The sequence below is a fragment of the Vibrio sp. SCSIO 43135 genome, assembly GCF_023716665.1.
GTDB classification, from domain to species: Bacteria; Pseudomonadota; Gammaproteobacteria; order Enterobacterales; family Vibrionaceae; genus Vibrio; species Vibrio paucivorans.
The window spans coordinates 1276774-1292690 of sequence record NZ_CP071860.1 but is presented as its reverse complement, the minus strand read 5'-3'; the positions used below and the strand labels follow the sequence as shown (position 1 = coordinate 1292690).

Sequence of the window (15917 nt, the reverse complement as noted above, 5' to 3'; positions counted from 1 at the left end):
CTCATCTGCGATTAAAGTGAAAAAATGGACATAACCTATTTAGCACAACACCCCCATGAATGTGAAAAAATTGCGCAATGGTATTTCGATGAGTGGGGCTATACCGTTCCGAATATTACTATTGATAGAGTGTTGGAAAAAGTCACTCAAAAAGCACAAAACGTAGAGGCCTTTCCCTTAGCACTGGTCGCGCATGATGATCAGCAGCTAGTTGCGGTTGCTGAACTCAAAATTCGTGAACATGTCGATTACCCAGAGTATGAACATTGGCTGGGAGGTGTCTATGTTGCCGAGCAAGGTAGAGGTAAGGGGTATGCCCCGGCATTGATTGAAAAAGCCAAGCAGCATGTCCGCCAACTCGGCATTGAGCGTTTGTATCTTCAATGCGAGCAGCACAACATTGATTTATACACAAAATACGGCTTCACGATACTCCACAATGCAATACATAACGGAGTCGAGACTCATATTATGGTTTGGTTGGTATCGGACGACTAAAAGAGTAGAGAGAAACTATGCGTCAGCAATATCATTTTCGCCCATCAGAGTTGGGGCTTCAGTCTTGGGATGTCTTCCGTCTTATTGAGCTGTCCAAAAGCTTACCAGTAACAGAAATAGCCCTTGATGAAATAACCGAATTGGATCATGAGTTCTGGTATGAACTGGGTGGCGCTAAACCAACGTGTAGAAACATTGCAGAACATGCTGCGCTGATCCAAAACGCGGATTTGTCGTATCCGATAATCCTATGCCATCAGGGAAGAGTGATGGATGGAATGCACCGTGTATGTAAAGCTGTGATGCTAGGGAGTGAGACGATTAAAGCCGTTCGCTTCACTCAGCCAGTTGAGCCAGATTATGTTGGTGTTTCAGCTGACGAGTTACCGTACTAGCACAATTGCCAGGCAAGGAGGAACGATGGCAAAAGTATACTTGTTCGATTGGGGCAACACTCTAATGGTGGATTTTCCGCTCCCAGGGAAAATGTGCGATTGGCCCAAGGTAGAAGCGGTAGATGGCGCTGACCAAATGTTGTCTGAGTTATCGAAAACCAATCAGGTGTTTATCGCGACCAGCGCAGTGGAATCGAGCGAACAAGATATTCAACGTGCTTTTGAACGTGTTGGATTGTCTGAGTATATTTCTGGTTATTTTTGTAAGCAGAACCTTGGCATCTTGAAGGGTTCAGCTGAATTTTATCGAGCGATTGTCGAGAGACTAAACGTAGAAGCTAACCAAGTGATAATGGTTGGGGATACCTTGGAAAAAGATATTACGCCTGCTATTGAAGCGGGTATTTCTGCGATTTGGTTTAACCCTGGCTCAAGTGACTCTTCACTACCTCACTATGCAGAGACCCACAACCTTGAAAGCAAAGGCGCTTGTCAGGTTCATCATTTGATGGAATTGCTTCCAGTCCTCAATGAGGCTAAGTCATGATCACCATTAGACCTTACCAGCCCTACGATGCTCCAGCTTTGTGGCAGCTTTTCTATCAGACTGTTCGAGAAGTTAATAGACAAGATTACACCGATCAGCAGGTGGAGGCTTGGGCTCCTGATGGGTTTGAACCTGCAGTTTGGCAAAAGAAAATGGATGCGCTGCAGCCGTTTGTTGCAGAGTTAGATGATGTCATTGTCGGATACACTGACCTGCAAGACTGCGGTTTGATCGACCACTTCTTTTGCCATCACCAGTACCAAGGTATCGGTATTGGTAAAGCGTTGATGAATCATGTTTTTGAACAGGCTGAAATTCGAGGAATAGAACGGCTGTACTCTGAAGTTAGCCTCACTGCCAAGCCCTTTTATTTGCGGTTAGGGTTCTCTGTAGTCCGAGAGCAAATAATTGAAGTAAGAGGGCAGCGCCTGACCAACTTCGTTATGGAAAAGCGAGGATGCTCTGAGGTAAAAGGTTAAATGGACATCAATGTACACTCGGAGATATGGCGCCAATACTATCAAAAGGCATTAACTCGTAAACATTCTCCGAGAACCGAGAAAGCAATTTCGTTACGTGAAACAGTTTCTAATGTAGCGCTAGATTGTGGTTGTGGAACAGGAAGTGATATTGCTTATTTGGACGAGCAAGGCTTACAAGTCCATGGTTTTGATTGTAACCAAGATGCAGTTGCGCTTTGTCGAGAGCGATTCAATCAAAGTGCGTTAGTCGACATCACCCAAGCTACTTTTGAAGACTATGACTACCCGAATGCTGGGGTTATCTTAGCGCACTCGAGTTTGTATTTTGCAGACCCAAGTCGATTTGAAAAAACGTGGCAGAAATTAGTAGCAAGCCTTGAAGTTGGAGGCGTGTTTTCTGGTGATTTTATGGGGGGCGAGGATAGCTGGGCATCCCATTATCGAACACCTACTACCCCTTTGACGGAGCAACAAGTATTGAGCCTTTTTGACCGTTTTGAAATTGCCTCGTTTAACCAACGCAACGAGATTGGCACCACCGCTATTGGCAAGCAAAAACGCTGGCATACGTTTTCGGTGATGGCAATCAAGCGTCGTTAAATCCTCTTATATATTTGGTAGTGTCCCTTTTAGCTTCAGCAAAAACTGGTACGCACTTTGTCCTGATAGTGAATATGGGTCAAATTCTGTGGTTCCGGAAAACTGTAGATTTAATGGTGCGGTAAGGCTTGAGCTCGGAACGTAACCCATCGACCAATCAGCGAAGTCGCGGGCACTAATCTCGCTGTACTCCAAGATAATGGCATTGTGATGCCGTTCGTCATTGAGGATCTTGTTGTACGTAGCATTTACGCTATCTCTCGTTCCTTCAATACTTTGTAAAAAGAAATTCCGATTGAAGCACAACATTCCGGTGATGTTATTTTTCTCATTGTTTTTTCGCGCCACTTGCAGAATATCTTCTAAGCTCGACATAGCAAATTGATTGGTAATCTTACTCACATAGATAAGTCGGACTAAGCTCATTGTGCTCTCCAATTCAAAACTCTTTAATTAAATATAAAACAAGTTTCCTAATTTTCTATTTGACAGTCTAAATTAGGGCTCTCTTTCAAAAGTACGCTATTTTCAGGGATTAATGGTGTGGAGTTCACGTTTGTAGGATTTCACCTTGCGGTGCCATCAAATAAGCAGTGATAGTGGGTTTGTTAACGAAAGGCCGAGATCAGCGAACAATCGCCGGTGGCATAAACACAAAACAGGGAGGAGTGATGAGTAAACTATCTGGAAGCTGCTGTTGTGGAGCGGTGAGTTTTGAAGTGGAAGATGATTTTAAACGATTCTTCTTCTGCCATTGCGATCAATGTCGGAAGCTCACAGGGTCGGCTCACGCATCGAATTTGTTTACCTTGCCAGACAACATTACGTGGAAAACTGGGCAAAGTTTGTTGCAGAGATATGAGCACCCAGAAAGGGCATTTGCTCGAGCGTTTTGTTCTCAATGTGGTTCTGGGATGCCGTATGTGAATAAAAGCGGTAAGTTTTTGATTGTACCTGCTGGGAGCTTAGATCAAGAGCCGTCGAAAACGCCAGATGCTCAAATTTTCTGTGCTGAGCAAGCGGATTGGCACAAAGCGGGTTTAAGCGTAGAGAAACTGCCGGGCTTCCCTCAGTAGAGAGCCCTGAAAGTTCAGGGGAGCCAATTCTCCCCTGACTGGAGCATCTATTGTTGCTTGAGCTCTGCTTTGAAGTAATCAATACACAGTGATTGAGCTGCTGGATTGATTACTACGCTCTCTTTTTCGCGCAGTGATAGGTAAAGCTCAATGCTTTTCTCAAAAGCGTCGATGAGTGATTGTTTTTCCGGTTGAGCAACGGTGAGCTTAAGCTGCTCGGAAAACTCTGGTAGGCGCGTTTCAATTTTTCTGACCCCAGACGGCGTAAGTTGTTGTTGCTTTAACGCTAGTGGTGACAAAACAACGCTGCGCAAAAACGAGAGAAACTCCATCGCTTCAAAGTATTCACCACGAGCGATTTTAGTGGCACCGTAATGTAGCCAAATCCAGAATCGGTCTTCAATCCATTGTGGATCGGGTTGTGGGTACTGGTGGGTTGAGCTTTCAAATACTTGCGACAACTTACGTTCTCTTTCCCATAGCACTTGAGTATCGTCGACTCGTGTAGCAGCATCGGGTAAGGCAACGAACTTGTAGTCCACGTGGATTGAGTGTGGAGCGTAAAGCGCGATGACTAGCCTTGGCTCACCAACGTGTTCACCAGTAAATGAAGCGACTTTCCCGTCGATTTGGTCGATGATTTCAAAGCGTTCGCCCATAATGGCTTCAAAGTGGCTTGGCTCAACGGCAATGACTAAGTCGAGGTCACTGTATTTGTCCATGGCGTCGGAAGCATAAGAGCCACTCGCCCCGATACCGACAATGCGAGTGTCACGCGACAATGTGTCGATAATTTGAGTGAGAAGCGCTTTATGAGCTTCTGGAAGAGTTGCTGGGTATTGGATAGCGGGATAAATCATATTTTACCTTTATATCGAATTCGATGATGAAAACTGCATGGTGCAGTTAGTGCGGTAAAATTAACGCAGCATTACAATATGACGGATCTATCCGTGAATTTCAATCAAAGGAGAAACAATCATGAATAAGGATGTTCAAGATAGATTCGACCAGCTACCACCACAAGGGCGAAGTAGGGCAAAAGAGTTACGACGTCTTATTAGCTCTATTGCTGAGCAAAACCAATTGGGGCCGATAGAAGAGTCTCTTAAATGGGGTGAGATTAGCTTTTCAGTCGCGGGAGGTAGTCCGATACGTATGGATTGCAAAGTGTCTTCACCAGAAAGTTTTTTTGTTTATTTTCATTGTCAGACTAAGCTTGTGGACACATTCCGAGAGCTGTACCCCAACTTGTGTGCTTATCACGGCAATAGAGCTCTTGAGTTCCACTCTTCTGATCCACTTCCTGGCGCTGAACTCAGCCACTGTATTGAGCTTGCCCTGACGTATCACAAGCGTAAACATCTGCCGATGTTAGGCGCTTAATATCCGGCTTTAGCCTCTAGACAGAAAAGTGACCAAGATTCAGCAATCAATTTAGAAAGTTGGCATTCTATTATTCGCTGGTACATTGAGTATTGCTTGGCAGTTTATAGAGCCATGAAGCTCTACGGACGCCACTGACTATTGTTTACAAGGAAAGAACACTATGGAATACCCAATTCAAGGTGCTTGCCAATGTGGGCAGGTGAGCTACCAGCTAAAAGCTGAACCGAAAATGGTCATCGCTTGTCATTGTACGGAGTGTCAAAAGCTGGCAACCAGCCCATACAGTGTGACGGCGATTGTGGCTACAGACAGCATTGAGTTCACTGGGGAGCTGAAAGAGTGGCAGAGAATGGCTGAAAGCGGTAACAAGAACTGCGCAGCATTCTGTCCTGAGTGTGGAAATAGAGTCTATCATTACAACCCAGATGATATGTCTACCCTCAAACTAAAGCTCAAGCCCGTTCATTTGGAAGATGCCAGCCTGTTTGAACCACAAGCTCACGTATGGGTCAGTGAAAAGTTAAGCTGGGTAGATATTCCTGAAGGGGTAAAAACCTTTCCTAAACAGCCATAGCCTAACCATTCAATCTAGTCATATTTAAGGTGCGTCTTTGCCTAATAGAGGCGCACTATTTTTCTGTTGGCAGGGAGCCATAATGACCAGCAAAGTTTTTTGGGTTAACCCTTATCAAACCGAATTATCCTCGATTGTCTCATCGGTCGAAGGCTGCGATATCACCTTGCAAGAAACCATTTTCTACGCTGAATCTGGAGGGCAGGAAAGTGATGCCGGGACAATTGGTGGTATTTCAGTGGTGAAAGCGACGAAGCAAGGCAAACAAATCGTTTATACCTTGGCAGAGCGTCCTCGTTTTGACGTCGGTGATCAAGTAGAAACCAACATTGATTGGCCTAGGCGCTATGCATTAATGAAGCTTCATTTTGCTGCTGAGGTTGTTCTCGAGATCTTTACCCAGAACTACCCACAAATAGACAAAGTGGGAGCGCATATTTCAGCGGATAAAAGCAGGATTGATTTTGTCTGGCCGGAAAACATCAACACACTTTTACCGAATATTCAGGAACAAGCGCAGGCGATAATTGACGGCAATGCCAATATCGAAAGCGCATTTTCTGATGTCAGCAGTGAGCGTCGCTACTGGCAAGTCAATGGCTTCGCCAAAGTCCCTTGTGGTGGTACTCACTTAAAGCGCACTGGGGAAGTTGGGGCAATAAAACTGAAGCGTAAAAACGTAGGGAAAGGCAAAGAGCGAGTAGAAATTACGCTGGCCTAACAAGTGATTCGCGAGCATCGAGAGCAAAGGAGTAGAGCATGATTAAGCAAGTCGGTAACACAGAAATACGATTGAAACATAAAGCGACGTGTCACTGTGGTTCAGTGGAGTTAGAGCTTACTTTACCTAATGGGATAGAGAAACCACGTCGATGTGACTGCTCGATTTGCAGAAGAAAGGGTGCCATCGTGGCGTCGGTAGATCTAGACGGTATTAAAATCCTAAAAGGTAGCGATGCCTTAAAGCTATATCAATTTAACACCAATACAGCGAAGCACTATTTCTGTTCAAACTGTGGTATTTATACTCATCATCAACGCCGCTCTCAGCCAAATGAATATGGCTTTAATGTTGGCTGTTTGGAAGGCGTTAACCCTTTTGAACTCGGTGACGTCGTCACCAATGATGGTGTAAACCATCCAGCGGATCGAAAGTAGAAGGAATCATAGTGGATAAAGTTGTCATAGTAACAGGTGGGAGCCGCGGCATAGGTGCGGCGACATCTAAGCTCCTTGCCCGTCAGGGTTATGCGGTGTGCATCAACTATCGTCGAAGCCAACAGCCTGCTTTGGCGCTGGTTGATGAAATCAAACGCTCAGGTGGTGAAGCATTTGCCTTCCAAGCGGATGTTTCTAATGAACAACAAGTGCAGGCGATGTTCGAGGAAGTGAATCGACGTTACGGCGTAGTCTCGCACCTAGTGAATAATGCAGGGCGGTTGTTTACTCAGTCTCGTCTAGCTGACATCAGCGCTGAACGCTTTAACCAAATCATGCAAACCAATGTATTGAGTTGCTTCCTTTGCTGTAAAGCTTTTATCAATCAAACGGGCACCAAGCGTGCCATAGTAAATGTTTCGTCGGCCGCAAGTCGTACTGGTGCGCCGTTTGAATACGTGGACTATGCGGCCTCAAAAGGCGCGATGGATTCATTGACCAAAGGGCTGTCTCTCGAGCTAGCAGCGGACAATATTCGTGTTAATGGAGTAAGGCCAGGCTTTATCCATACCGACATGCACGCCGATGGAGGAGAACCCAACCGTGTTGAGCGCTTGGCTGATAATATTCCTTTAAAGAGAGGTGGAACTCCGGAAGAAGTTGCAGAATCTATCGCGTGGCTGTTGTCAGAACAAGCCTCCTACGTAACGGGGTCTTTCATTGATATTGCTGGTGGTCGTTAATGGAGCTTGTTGTACCGAATAAGAATTGGCAACAAGCGTTTAGCCGTTTCTACCTTGATTTCGCTCGCTTAGACCCTGATAACGCAGATTATTATCGGCAAGGCCTGGAGGACTTCCAACAGTATGTTCAGCGGTTATGTGACGAAGCGAATGGTGTCAACTTACGCCACGGCTACGTGCCTTGCAGTCATTTTTGGCTGACCCAAGAGCAGCAAATCCTTGGTGCTATCCGTATTCGCCATAACATTGATAATGAGTTTCTCGCGCTAGAAGCAGGGCATATTGGTTACGATGTTGCGCCTTCTTATCGTCGCAAAGGGTATGGAAAAACCATGTTGGGCTTAGTGTTAGCACAAGCAAAAGCACTAGGGCTAGAGCGAGTGCTGATTACTGCTGATGAAGGCAATGTGGCGAGCAGAAGAGTCATTGAAGCCAATGGCGGCGTATTTGAGAATGTTGTCACGGGTAAAGTGTTTGCCGGACCTTTGGCAAGGTACTGGATTCAACTATAGAACCCAGTACTTGATTTTGAAGGTTTGATCTAACAACCTTCTTCAACCGCGAGAGTTTTAGGTTCAAGCTTAACCAGTTCTCCAAGCGTTGGGTACTGAGTTTCTAGCTCTGGTTTAGACATTTGATAGTCGTCATATACCTTAGACGATAGTTTTCCAGACCCATATCGGTAGTGGAAATTAGCGGTATAGTAAGTGTTCGCTTCACTCTGTTCTGGAATCGTAAATGCCAACACATTCCCGCCTTGATAACATATTGAGAACTTTTCACGTTCGCCTTTACTGGTGGCTGGTTTTACATCAAGGATTGCGACGAGCTGCCCAGGTTGTGCTTCAAACACGCCAAAATCACCATTTGGTTGGTCATCGTAAATCAATTTTTCTGGGACAAAATGACCGTCCTTTTCATATCCACTATAAACCCCAAGCTGAAAGTTATTCGGGAACACTTTCATCGCTACTGTCGGCATATTGGTCGGAGTATATTGTTGGGAAAGTTGTCCAAAGGGCTCGGTAGCACAACCTGCGAGGACGAATGCAGTACTGAGAGTAATAAGGCTTCTTAACATGATGGTTCCATCCAAAGAGTAGAGTAATAACAAAGGCCTAATGCAGAGCATTCTTGTTTGATAGGAGTGAAGTCTCAATTGGGACTTAGTCCGATAGTAAGGGCTAAAAGTATTGCTCTTGAAAATGCAAAGGCGAGTTATTATTTTTCATTCGAATCCTATTCGCACTGAGTTTCAAAATGTTTTTCGAGAGGCTTCACACCATTACGCAGGGAAAAAACGTAAGTGGATTTTCTGGTGAGTTGATGAATTTTAAGTGAAAACTCAGACTTGAACACTTTGAGTCCATCGCCTAAGTGTGCAATAAATAAGGTTTTGAATTGAGGGAAAAACATGTCTCAACACTCAGCAGTGATTAAGTGGTTCAAGCACCCAAATGAAGTATTTAGTGATGGCGATTATAGTCGCGCCCATCAGTGGGAGTTTGATGGAGGGGCAACTGTTCAGGCTTCGCCGTCTCCTCATGTGGTTCCACTGCCATACTCAATAGAAGAAAACGTTGATCCGGAAGAGGCGTTTATCGCCGCGTTGTCCAGTTGCCATATGTTGGTCTTTTTGTCGGTTGCTGCTAAACGAAAGTATGTCATTGAAGAGTATATCGATGAAGCCGTAGGCTTATTGGAGGAAGATAAAAACGGCTACTCCTCAATAACCGAAGTGACTTTACGACCGAAAATTAAATTCTCTGGTGACAAGCAGCCAACGCGTTCTCAATTAGAGAAATTACACCACGTTGCTCATCAGAATTGCTTCATTGCTAACTCGGTGAAAACACGAGTTACTACGGAAATTATTTGGCCTGAGTAGGCTGCGTTTATATCCCCCGCTTTAGGAAGTCACTCAAGGAGATAGAGATGAACTTTCCACCCCAATCTGTGCTAGCGACATATACCCACGATGCTTATTTTTTTGATAGCTTTTCTCGTGATGTTCGCTATTCAAATGAGTCGGCACTGGATGTGTACTTTATGCTGGTTCAGCAAACGCCCAGCTGGGTAAATCGATTGATGGCGTTGAGAAACCACATCGTGGGCTACTTTGGCCTTAAAAATCTTGGCAAAATGGCCGACATCGACTTTAACAAGCCACATCAAGATTACCGAGTAGGCGATAGGCTGGGGATTTTCACGATCTACTCTATCTCGGAAAAGGAAATAGTTCTGGAAGACAGAGATAAGCATTTGGATGTTAAGGTGTCTTTCTATCTCGAACCCGATGGCGATCGCGCGAAAGTCCATGCCAGTACGGTGGTTCATGTTCACAACATGCTTGGTAAGGTGTACATGCTCTTTGTTGCTCCAATGCACAAAATTATCGTTCCGAGCTCGATGAACCAACTACCGATACTACTAAAATAACAGCTGACCCACTGGTGCCTTTGGAGCTTTAGGTACTATACGTGAAGAATAGGAAAGGAATATGACTGAGCCATTGAAGGCGGAATATGATCGTATCTCTCAACAATGGTTGGAGGTTCGTACTCAGCTTCCTGCTAAAGATATGGAGCTGTTTAAACAGTTCGTTGGGCTGTTTGATGAACCCAGCAAAATTCTAGATTTGGGCTGTGGTCATGCCACACCCATTGGCGAGTTTTTGGCTGGATTGGGTCACTCGTTGGTGGGTGTCGATCGCTCCAAGAAGCTGTTGGCTATGGCTAAAGAACGTTTACCTAATCAACAATGGGTGCTAAGCGAGCTAGAAGAGTACGAAATTGATCAAACTTATGATGGTGTCGTGCTGTGGGATTCACTTTTCCATCTGCCAAGAGTGGAGCAAAAGCGCTTACTGGAATCAGCTTACCAATCTTTGCGCAGTGGTGGGGCATGTATTTTGTCTAGCGGGGGGAGCGAGGTCGATATTCCGCCTTTTACCGACTATATGTTTGAAGTAGAGTTTTATTACGATGCGTACCCGATTCCACAGTTCATTGAGATATGCCAGCAAATAGGCTTTCGAGTGGTAGAGTGGGTATGGGTAAACGAACCTGACGGAATGCGAGATAAAGGTCGCATTGGGGTTCTGTTAATCAAACCATAATTTATATCGCTGAAGGAATTGGTACAACATGCAGCCAACGACCAAACAACAAGTGTTCTTACAACTCTTTTTTCGTGAGCAATATGGTGCGCCAGCCGTTGAGGTGGATGGAATCGACCCAGAAGCCGCTAATACCACCGAATACCAACAGTGGTTAGCTGAAAAAGCAGAGATAACCAAACAGCAAGTTCTAGAATCACATTGGATAAAGACCTGTACCGAAGGCTACATTACTGAACTTGTGTTTAATCAGGATGGGTCGCTGAATGAACATAAGCTGTTTGACCGCCTTCATACTCAAGGGACATGGAGCTTGGTGGATGGCATGTTGAAAGTGTCGATCACCAAAGGAGAAAACCGCTACGAGTTCCACGTCGTAGGCCGAAAAGCGCCGCGAATCTACTCCGCCATAGAATATAAGAATGGCGAACTGCATTCTTACCTCAAATTGGCCCCAGTCAGGCCTGATTAGCGTATTTTCCGCAGAAATAACCCAAGCGTAAAAGTGCAATGTTAGATTACGCTTGCTTAAAATCGGTTTTAGTTTTTTTTAGTTGCTGCTCGCAGTGAACAGGCATACTATCCAGAATAGAACAGTCACTCTATTATTACGGCTCATGCATCTTCGCTTTTTTAAATACGTATGGTTTACCCTACTTGCGACACTCTTACCGTCGCAAGCGTTCGCGTATTTAGCACAAAGTGAAGCAGATGCCGGTAACAGACTGTCTAGCTACAAGTATTTACCCGCTTACTCCTCATTAAATGTAGAGCAGATATTCATTGAGCTAGAAGGGCAAGATGAAGTCAGCACAGGCTCGGTTCCTGTATCAGAATCGAATATTGATGTTGGAGCTGTTGGCATTATTAACGCCAATCGTTGGTCATACTCTTCGCGTAATTCAGAGAGCAACGATACGCAGTCAGGAGCGGACTTCGAGCAGTTTAACGCTCATCTACCCCCACATAAGCTCTACCAACTTGCTCAGTATGAAATTGACTTCTGGGCAGGTGATGTCTTTTCTTCCGATCACCGAATCTCCGGTTGGAAAGAGAGCAATGCTCTCTACGTGGCGCTCAACAGCCAGTTTTAGTCGTTCTTCCCATAATACACAACACAATTAAATTAATTTTGTAACTCGGTCTCGTGATCGAGGGAAGACACACATATGAAGAATCATTCTACTCGTAAAGCGAAGTCGAAGCGCCTTATGAACCATTACCCTGCGTGGAAGTACGTGGTGCTTGTTACTACGCTGATCATTTTGGCATTGAGCGCCATTCCAACATGGTATGGTGAGCAGCCATCTATCCAATTGACGACTGCCAGCAACCCATCTTTAAACTCAGTTGTAGAGCTTAATCGATACTTGGAACACCAAAATATTGATGTTGAAGAAATCACTCAAACGGGTGACAAAATGACATTGGTGTTCGACAGTGAGTCGTCACAAACCAAAGCTCGTGAAGCGCTGGATGAGCTAATTCGTGAAGGTGACAGCATTACGTTCTCCTACGTTTCTGTAGCACCTAAATGGTTTACTGATTTTGGCTTCAACCCGATTAAACTTGGCCTAGATTTACGTGGCGGCGTACAGTTCTTGCTTAACGTTGATGTAGACAAAGCGTTTGAAGAGCAGCGTAATACCATCGTCGATGAAGTACGTGATGCGCTTCGCCAAGATCGTATTCGCGGTGTGAAATTCAATAAAGTAGGCGTGGATGGCTTTGAGCTATCAAGTAAAAGCCCAGAAGCTCTATCTGCAGCGTCTACGTTTATTAAATCCAATTACGCTGGTTGGGACGTAAAGCGTCATTCCGATAGTCTAACGATTCAGCCTTCACCACAAAATAAAGCCGAGTTTCAGTCAATCACGCTTCAGCAAAACTTGAAGATTATGCGTGGACGTATTGAAGAACTTGGTATCACTGAGGCACTCGTGCAGCGTCAGGGTGAACACAGTATCCGCATTGAGTTGCCTGGGGTGCAAGACCCATCGCAAGCAAAGAACGTGATTGGTGCAACGGCAAGTCTTGCGTTCCACGAAGCGAAAATGGAATCTGAGGGCATGTCTGGTGCCGATATGGTGCTAAAGGATAACAACGGTCAAAACGTTGTGTTGACACGTCGTCCGGTGCTAACTGGTGAGCACATCGTCAATGCTCGTGCTGGTGTAGACAAGATGGGTTTTTCGGAAGTAAACATCTCTCTTGACCACGCAGGTGGCAAGCTAATGAGTGACTTCTCTGGAAAGCATATCGGTAAGCCGATGGCGACTGTATATCGTGAGTACACAACCAATGCGAGAGGCGAAACGGAACGTAGCGAAAAAGTTATCTCCGTTGCGACTATTCAATCTCAACTTGGTAGCCAGTTCCGTATCACTGGAGCAGGCTCTATGGATGAAGCTCAGCAGCTTGCGTTATTGCTGCGTGCTGGCTCACTGACCGCACCAGTCACCATTGTAGAGGAACGCACGATTGGCGCTTCTCTAGGAGCTGAAAACATTCAAAATGGCTTCGCTGCGCTGGCATTGGGTATGGGGCTAACGCTTACCTTTATGGCCCTGTGGTATCGCCGTTTAGGCTGGGTTGCTAATGTGGCTTTGCTGGCAAATATGACCTGTTTACTTGGCTTGATTGCGCTGCTTCCAGGCGCTGTTTTAACCTTGCCTGGTATCGCGGGCTTAGTTCTGACTGTCGGTATGGCTGTTGATACCAACGTGCTGATATTTGAACGTATTCGCGACAAACTGGCTGAGGGCCGCACGTTTGCTCAGTCAATTGATCTTGGCTTTAGCAGTGCGATCAGCACGATTCTAGATGCCAACATTACTACCATGATAACCGCCGTGATCCTGTATTCGATCGGTAACGGTCCAATTCAAGGCTTTGCACTCACTCTGGGACTTGGTCTGTTGACCAGTATGTTTACCGGTGTGTTTGCTTCACGTGCCATCATCAATGCGGTTTGGGGACGAGATAGTCGTCGCGATGTAAGGGTTTAAATCATGGTTAATACATTAAAGAAAAACATTCGTAAGATCCGTTACCTAACCAGCTACGTGTCTGTTGCATTGATGGTAATTTCACTGGTGGCGCTGGGCTTCAAAGGCTTGAACATGGGCTTAGACTTCACTGGCGGTATGGTGACCGAAGTGAAAGTGGATTCAAGTTTAACCAACAAAGATCTATTGAAAGTATTGTCGCCAGAGCTTGGTGAGTCAGCTGGCGTCACGCATTCTGGAGAAGAAGGGCGTTGGGTGATTCGCTACTCAATTCCAGAGCAAGGCCAAGAGACACCAGACATCAAAGCGTCGTTAGAAACGATTTCACATAACGTAGATATCGTGAGTAATAGCATGGTGGGCTCACAAGTGGGGGACGATCTTGTTGATCAAGGTGGTTTGGCGCTGCTTATCTCTATGCTGACTATTCTTGGTTATCTTTGTTTCCGTTTTGAATGGCGTTTAGCAAGTGGCTCATTGTTGGCTCTACTACACGATGTAGTGCTGGTTCTTGGCTTTTTCGCAGCCACTCAAATGGAGTTCAACTTAACGGTATTCGCCGCGATACTAGCGATTCTGGGCTACTCACTCAATGACTCGATTATCATTGCGGACCGTATTCGTGAACTGTTGGTAGCCAAGCAAACCACACCAACACCAGACATCAACGATCAGGCGGTGATAGCGACTTTCTCTCGTACCATGGTGACATCCGGTACCACCTTGATCACGGTAGCGGCACTTTGGATTATGGGAGGCAGCGCTCTGCAAGGCTTCGCGACAGCGATGTTCATAGGTATTTTGTCGGGTACGTGGTCTTCGATTTCGATTGGTACGGTATTACCTGAATGGTTAAAGCTAGAGCCTAAACATTATTTACCTGTAGAGGTCGATACCGCGCCATAAAACATTCAAACCAGCAATAAAATAACGCCCGAGTAAACTACTAACGCAACAGTTCCTTGTAAATAGATTCTCGGGCGTTCCTTTAACTACTTGATAGTAAATGTGTTTACATTGTAAATTAAATCGACAGGAAAGTTGGGTACTGGATAAAGATCTCTTTGATAACGGGTAAAACGGATACGATTAATAAAGCCGACATTGAGTAATTAAACCATCGGCGATGGCTGTCTTTGGTGAGCCATCTCTTTAGCAGCGTGCCGAAAAATAGCCACAGCCCGACAGCTGGAAAAGATGCAATAAAAAACGTCACGGCAATAATTAGATTCTGCGTGTAGAAGCCTGCACCAGTTGTGGTAAACGCCGCAATCGCTCCTGTTGCCACAACCCATGCCTTACCATTCACCCATTGAAATAAAGCGCCTTTCATAAAGGTTAACGGTTTTGCCTGTTGTTTACTGTTTGAAATGCTGCCTGCTTTGGCAATCAACCATGCAAGATACAGCAAGTAACCCGTCCCTAAACATTTAATGATGAAATGTAAGGCGGGGAACACTTGAAACAGTTGTCCGAACCCAAAGCCCACCACCAAAAGCATCACTGTGAAACCAACACAAATACCCGCCAGCAGCGGCAATGTGCGCCTTACACCAAAGTTGACTCCGGAGGTCATCACCATAATGTTGTTTGGCCCCGGTGTAACGGAGGAAGAAACGGCGAATAGTACGACGGCGTAGAGATATTCCATATGTGCTCCTTGTGTCCTTTCATAAGGAGTTTGGGCGCACAGGCAGAGATTCAAGTCTTAAGGGTGAGATTCTAACGGATGGGCTTTGACGAGCCCATCAAATGGTTGGTGGCGATGTTACCGTGTTTGAGAGGTCGTTATGTTTAAAAAGTCACGGTATTTAAGAAGTCATTACGCAGGCGATAGTTCGTTTCGGCGAGCGGAGATGTTCTCTGCAAGTTTGAATGGTGAACAAGCCGTGCCTTGATGATATTGCATTTGCCAGTGTGAGCCGTTGAAGACCCAGATTGAAGAGCGCTTAGCATAGTGACGAACGTGTCCTAGTCCGTCGTTCCAAGCCGTCTTGTACAGAAGCATTTGTGTATTGGTGCCCAGTACTACACATTCATAGTCTTGAGAGTGCAGAAAACCGCGAGATGGTTTCTCAGTTTTCATTAACTCATTGATGCTGGTGAAATCATAGCTATTGCCAGATTCACCGACTTCTTTGAAATCAGGGTGCAGCAAACGCGAAACCATAGAGCGATCTTGACGAACGTCGTAATGATGTAATGCGACTTCTTGATCGATAAGTGTTTGCATGTTCGGCTCCCTAAACTCATTGGCAGTGATGAACGCTAAGTGCATTCATACTCAGAAAGTATTGTTTTACCTTGGGAGCAGGCGAACTAGCAAGTG

At 45.4% G+C, this 15917-nt stretch carries 24 protein-coding genes; 19 read left to right on the top strand and 5 right to left on the bottom strand.

What is annotated here, in order from left to right:
• Positions 1-24: 24 nt before the first annotated feature.
• The 5 genes from J4N42_RS20315 to J4N42_RS20295 are packed head-to-tail and all read left to right on the top strand — an operon-like array spanning position 25 to position 2522.
• Positions 25-498 (top strand): GNAT family N-acetyltransferase, encoded by a 474-nt coding sequence (locus J4N42_RS20315; RefSeq protein WP_252031694.1) that lies wholly within the window; start codon positions 25-27, stop codon positions 496-498.
• A gap of 17 nt (positions 499-515) precedes the next feature.
• The gene (locus tag J4N42_RS20310) at positions 516-893 is read left to right on the top strand and encodes a hypothetical protein (protein ID WP_252031692.1); all 378 of its coding nucleotides are present in this window, start codon (positions 516-518) and stop codon (positions 891-893) included.
• Between the two features lie 25 nt (positions 894-918).
• The gene (locus J4N42_RS20305) at positions 919-1440 is read left to right on the top strand and encodes an HAD family hydrolase (protein WP_252031690.1); all 522 of its coding nucleotides are present in this window, start codon (positions 919-921) and stop codon (positions 1438-1440) included.
• A complete protein-coding gene (locus tag J4N42_RS20300) occupies positions 1437-1919 on the top strand; it encodes a GNAT family N-acetyltransferase (RefSeq protein ID WP_252031687.1) in 483 nt (160 codons plus the stop codon). The genes J4N42_RS20305 and J4N42_RS20300 overlap by 4 nt, the downstream gene beginning before the upstream one ends.
• On the top strand, positions 1920-2522 hold the full coding sequence (locus tag J4N42_RS20295; RefSeq protein ID WP_503034855.1) for a class I SAM-dependent methyltransferase: 603 nt from the start codon (positions 1920-1922) through the stop codon (positions 2520-2522).
• Between the two features lie 6 nt (positions 2523-2528).
• Here the strand turns inward: J4N42_RS20295 and J4N42_RS20290 are convergent, their stop codons facing one another.
• A complete protein-coding gene (locus J4N42_RS20290; protein ID WP_252031684.1) occupies positions 2529-2948 on the bottom strand; it encodes a BLUF domain-containing protein in 420 nt (139 codons plus the stop codon).
• 245 nt (positions 2949-3193) lie between these two features.
• On the opposite strand from J4N42_RS20290, the gene J4N42_RS20285 reads away from it, so the two are divergent.
• The gene (locus J4N42_RS20285) at positions 3194-3598 is read left to right on the top strand and encodes a GFA family protein (RefSeq protein ID WP_252031681.1); all 405 of its coding nucleotides are present in this window, start codon (positions 3194-3196) and stop codon (positions 3596-3598) included.
• Positions 3599-3645: 47 nt separating this feature from the next.
• Here J4N42_RS20285 and J4N42_RS20280 read toward each other — a convergent pair whose 3' ends face one another.
• Entirely contained in the window at positions 3646-4443 is a 798-nt protein-coding gene (locus tag J4N42_RS20280) for a nucleotidyltransferase domain-containing protein (RefSeq protein WP_252034112.1), read from the bottom strand.
• A 136-nt stretch (positions 4444-4579) separates the two neighbouring features.
• Here J4N42_RS20280 and J4N42_RS20275 point away from each other — a divergent pair, with 136 nt between their 5' ends.
• The 6 genes from J4N42_RS20275 to J4N42_RS20250 all read left to right on the top strand — a co-directional run bounded on the left by J4N42_RS20275 (position 4580) and on the right by J4N42_RS20250 (position 7974).
• Positions 4580-4984, top strand: coding sequence for a DUF1801 domain-containing protein (locus tag J4N42_RS20275; protein WP_252031678.1), 405 nt, complete (start codon positions 4580-4582; stop codon positions 4982-4984).
• 163 nt (positions 4985-5147) lie between these two features.
• Positions 5148-5561, top strand: a complete 414-nt coding sequence (locus J4N42_RS20270; protein ID WP_252031675.1) for a GFA family protein — start codon at positions 5148-5150, stop codon at positions 5559-5561.
• An 82-nt stretch (positions 5562-5643) separates the two neighbouring features.
• Positions 5644-6282, top strand: a complete 639-nt coding sequence (locus J4N42_RS20265; protein ID WP_252031672.1) for an alanine--tRNA ligase-related protein — start codon at positions 5644-5646, stop codon at positions 6280-6282.
• Between the two features lie 41 nt (positions 6283-6323).
• Positions 6324-6719, top strand: coding sequence for a GFA family protein (locus J4N42_RS20260; protein WP_252034111.1), 396 nt, complete (start codon positions 6324-6326; stop codon positions 6717-6719).
• Positions 6720-6730: 11 nt separating this feature from the next.
• Positions 6731-7462: an SDR family oxidoreductase gene (locus J4N42_RS20255; RefSeq protein WP_252031669.1), complete on the top strand. Its 732-nt coding sequence runs from the start codon at positions 6731-6733 to the stop codon at positions 7460-7462.
• Positions 7462-7974, top strand: a complete 513-nt coding sequence (locus tag J4N42_RS20250; RefSeq protein WP_252031667.1) for a GNAT family N-acetyltransferase — start codon at positions 7462-7464, stop codon at positions 7972-7974. Before J4N42_RS20255 ends, J4N42_RS20250 begins: the two co-directional genes overlap by 1 nt.
• Before the next feature lie 29 nt (positions 7975-8003).
• Here the strand turns inward: J4N42_RS20250 and J4N42_RS20245 are convergent, their stop codons facing one another.
• Positions 8004-8543: a hypothetical protein gene (locus tag J4N42_RS20245; protein WP_252031664.1), complete on the bottom strand. Its 540-nt coding sequence runs from the start codon at positions 8541-8543 to the stop codon at positions 8004-8006.
• A 333-nt stretch (positions 8544-8876) separates the two neighbouring features.
• On the opposite strand from J4N42_RS20245, the gene J4N42_RS20240 reads away from it, so the two are divergent.
• From J4N42_RS20240 to secF, 7 genes are all read left to right on the top strand, one after another.
• The gene (locus J4N42_RS20240; RefSeq protein WP_252031661.1) at positions 8877-9350 is read left to right on the top strand and encodes an OsmC family protein; all 474 of its coding nucleotides are present in this window, start codon (positions 8877-8879) and stop codon (positions 9348-9350) included.
• A 47-nt stretch (positions 9351-9397) separates the two neighbouring features.
• A complete protein-coding gene (locus tag J4N42_RS20235; protein WP_252031659.1) occupies positions 9398-9901 on the top strand; it encodes a DUF2867 domain-containing protein in 504 nt (167 codons plus the stop codon).
• Positions 9902-9962: 61 nt separating this feature from the next.
• Positions 9963-10580, top strand: a complete 618-nt coding sequence (locus J4N42_RS20230) for a class I SAM-dependent methyltransferase (protein WP_252031656.1) — start codon at positions 9963-9965, stop codon at positions 10578-10580.
• A 28-nt stretch (positions 10581-10608) separates the two neighbouring features.
• Positions 10609-11052: a hypothetical protein gene (locus tag J4N42_RS20225; protein WP_252031653.1), complete on the top strand. Its 444-nt coding sequence runs from the start codon at positions 10609-10611 to the stop codon at positions 11050-11052.
• 145 nt (positions 11053-11197) lie between these two features.
• Positions 11198-11674, top strand: coding sequence for a hypothetical protein (locus tag J4N42_RS20220; protein WP_252031651.1), 477 nt, complete (start codon positions 11198-11200; stop codon positions 11672-11674).
• A 75-nt stretch (positions 11675-11749) separates the two neighbouring features.
• A complete protein-coding gene (gene secD / locus J4N42_RS20215) occupies positions 11750-13588 on the top strand; it encodes a protein translocase subunit SecD (protein WP_252031648.1) in 1839 nt (612 codons plus the stop codon).
• Positions 13589-13591: 3 nt separating this feature from the next.
• Complete coding sequence (secF, locus tag J4N42_RS20210) at positions 13592-14494, top strand: protein translocase subunit SecF (RefSeq protein WP_252031645.1); 903 nt, start codon at positions 13592-13594, stop codon at positions 14492-14494.
• Between the two features lie 118 nt (positions 14495-14612).
• Here the strand turns inward: secF and J4N42_RS20205 are convergent, their stop codons facing one another.
• Together J4N42_RS20205 and J4N42_RS20200 are read right to left on the bottom strand one after the other, a co-directional pair.
• Entirely contained in the window at positions 14613-15239 is a 627-nt protein-coding gene (locus J4N42_RS20205; protein ID WP_252031642.1) for a LysE family translocator, read from the bottom strand.
• 171 nt (positions 15240-15410) lie between these two features.
• Positions 15411-15821, bottom strand: a complete 411-nt coding sequence (locus tag J4N42_RS20200; protein ID WP_252031639.1) for a nuclear transport factor 2 family protein — start codon at positions 15819-15821, stop codon at positions 15411-15413.
• Between the last annotated feature and the right edge of the window lie 96 nt (positions 15822-15917).

What these genes read in the sequence shown, in the direction of transcription:
- J4N42_RS20315 (WP_252031694.1), top strand. Translation starts at nt 25, where the DNA reads ATGGACATAACCTATTTAGCACAACACCCCCATGAATGTGAAAAAATT.
- J4N42_RS20310 (WP_252031692.1), top strand. Translation starts at nt 516, where the DNA reads ATGCGTCAGCAATATCATTTTCGCCCATCAGAGTTGGGGCTTCAGTCT.
- J4N42_RS20305 (WP_252031690.1), top strand. Translation starts at nt 919, where the DNA reads ATGGCAAAAGTATACTTGTTCGATTGGGGCAACACTCTAATGGTGGAT.
- J4N42_RS20300 (WP_252031687.1), top strand. Translation starts at nt 1,437, where the DNA reads ATGATCACCATTAGACCTTACCAGCCCTACGATGCTCCAGCTTTGTGG.
- J4N42_RS20295 (WP_503034855.1), top strand. Translation starts at nt 1,920, where the DNA reads ATGGACATCAATGTACACTCGGAGATATGGCGCCAATACTATCAAAAG.
- J4N42_RS20290 (WP_252031684.1), bottom strand. Translation starts at nt 2,948, where the DNA reads ATGAGCTTAGTCCGACTTATCTATGTGAGTAAGATTACCAATCAATTT.
- J4N42_RS20285 (WP_252031681.1), top strand. Translation starts at nt 3,194, where the DNA reads ATGAGTAAACTATCTGGAAGCTGCTGTTGTGGAGCGGTGAGTTTTGAA.
- J4N42_RS20275 (WP_252031678.1), top strand. Translation starts at nt 4,580, where the DNA reads ATGAATAAGGATGTTCAAGATAGATTCGACCAGCTACCACCACAAGGG.
- J4N42_RS20270 (WP_252031675.1), top strand. Translation starts at nt 5,148, where the DNA reads ATGGAATACCCAATTCAAGGTGCTTGCCAATGTGGGCAGGTGAGCTAC.
- J4N42_RS20265 (WP_252031672.1), top strand. Translation starts at nt 5,644, where the DNA reads ATGACCAGCAAAGTTTTTTGGGTTAACCCTTATCAAACCGAATTATCC.
- J4N42_RS20250 (WP_252031667.1), top strand. Translation starts at nt 7,462, where the DNA reads ATGGAGCTTGTTGTACCGAATAAGAATTGGCAACAAGCGTTTAGCCGT.
- J4N42_RS20245 (WP_252031664.1), bottom strand. Translation starts at nt 8,543, where the DNA reads ATGTTAAGAAGCCTTATTACTCTCAGTACTGCATTCGTCCTCGCAGGT.
- J4N42_RS20240 (WP_252031661.1), top strand. Translation starts at nt 8,877, where the DNA reads ATGTCTCAACACTCAGCAGTGATTAAGTGGTTCAAGCACCCAAATGAA.
- J4N42_RS20235 (WP_252031659.1), top strand. Translation starts at nt 9,398, where the DNA reads ATGAACTTTCCACCCCAATCTGTGCTAGCGACATATACCCACGATGCT.
- J4N42_RS20230 (WP_252031656.1), top strand. Translation starts at nt 9,963, where the DNA reads ATGACTGAGCCATTGAAGGCGGAATATGATCGTATCTCTCAACAATGG.
- J4N42_RS20225 (WP_252031653.1), top strand. Translation starts at nt 10,609, where the DNA reads ATGCAGCCAACGACCAAACAACAAGTGTTCTTACAACTCTTTTTTCGT.
- J4N42_RS20220 (WP_252031651.1), top strand. Translation starts at nt 11,198, where the DNA reads ATGCATCTTCGCTTTTTTAAATACGTATGGTTTACCCTACTTGCGACA.
- secD (WP_252031648.1), top strand. Translation starts at nt 11,750, where the DNA reads ATGAAGAATCATTCTACTCGTAAAGCGAAGTCGAAGCGCCTTATGAAC.
- secF (WP_252031645.1), top strand. Translation starts at nt 13,592, where the DNA reads ATGGTTAATACATTAAAGAAAAACATTCGTAAGATCCGTTACCTAACC.
- J4N42_RS20205 (WP_252031642.1), bottom strand. Translation starts at nt 15,239, where the DNA reads ATGGAATATCTCTACGCCGTCGTACTATTCGCCGTTTCTTCCTCCGTT.
- J4N42_RS20200 (WP_252031639.1), bottom strand. Translation starts at nt 15,821, where the DNA reads ATGCAAACACTTATCGATCAAGAAGTCGCATTACATCATTACGACGTT.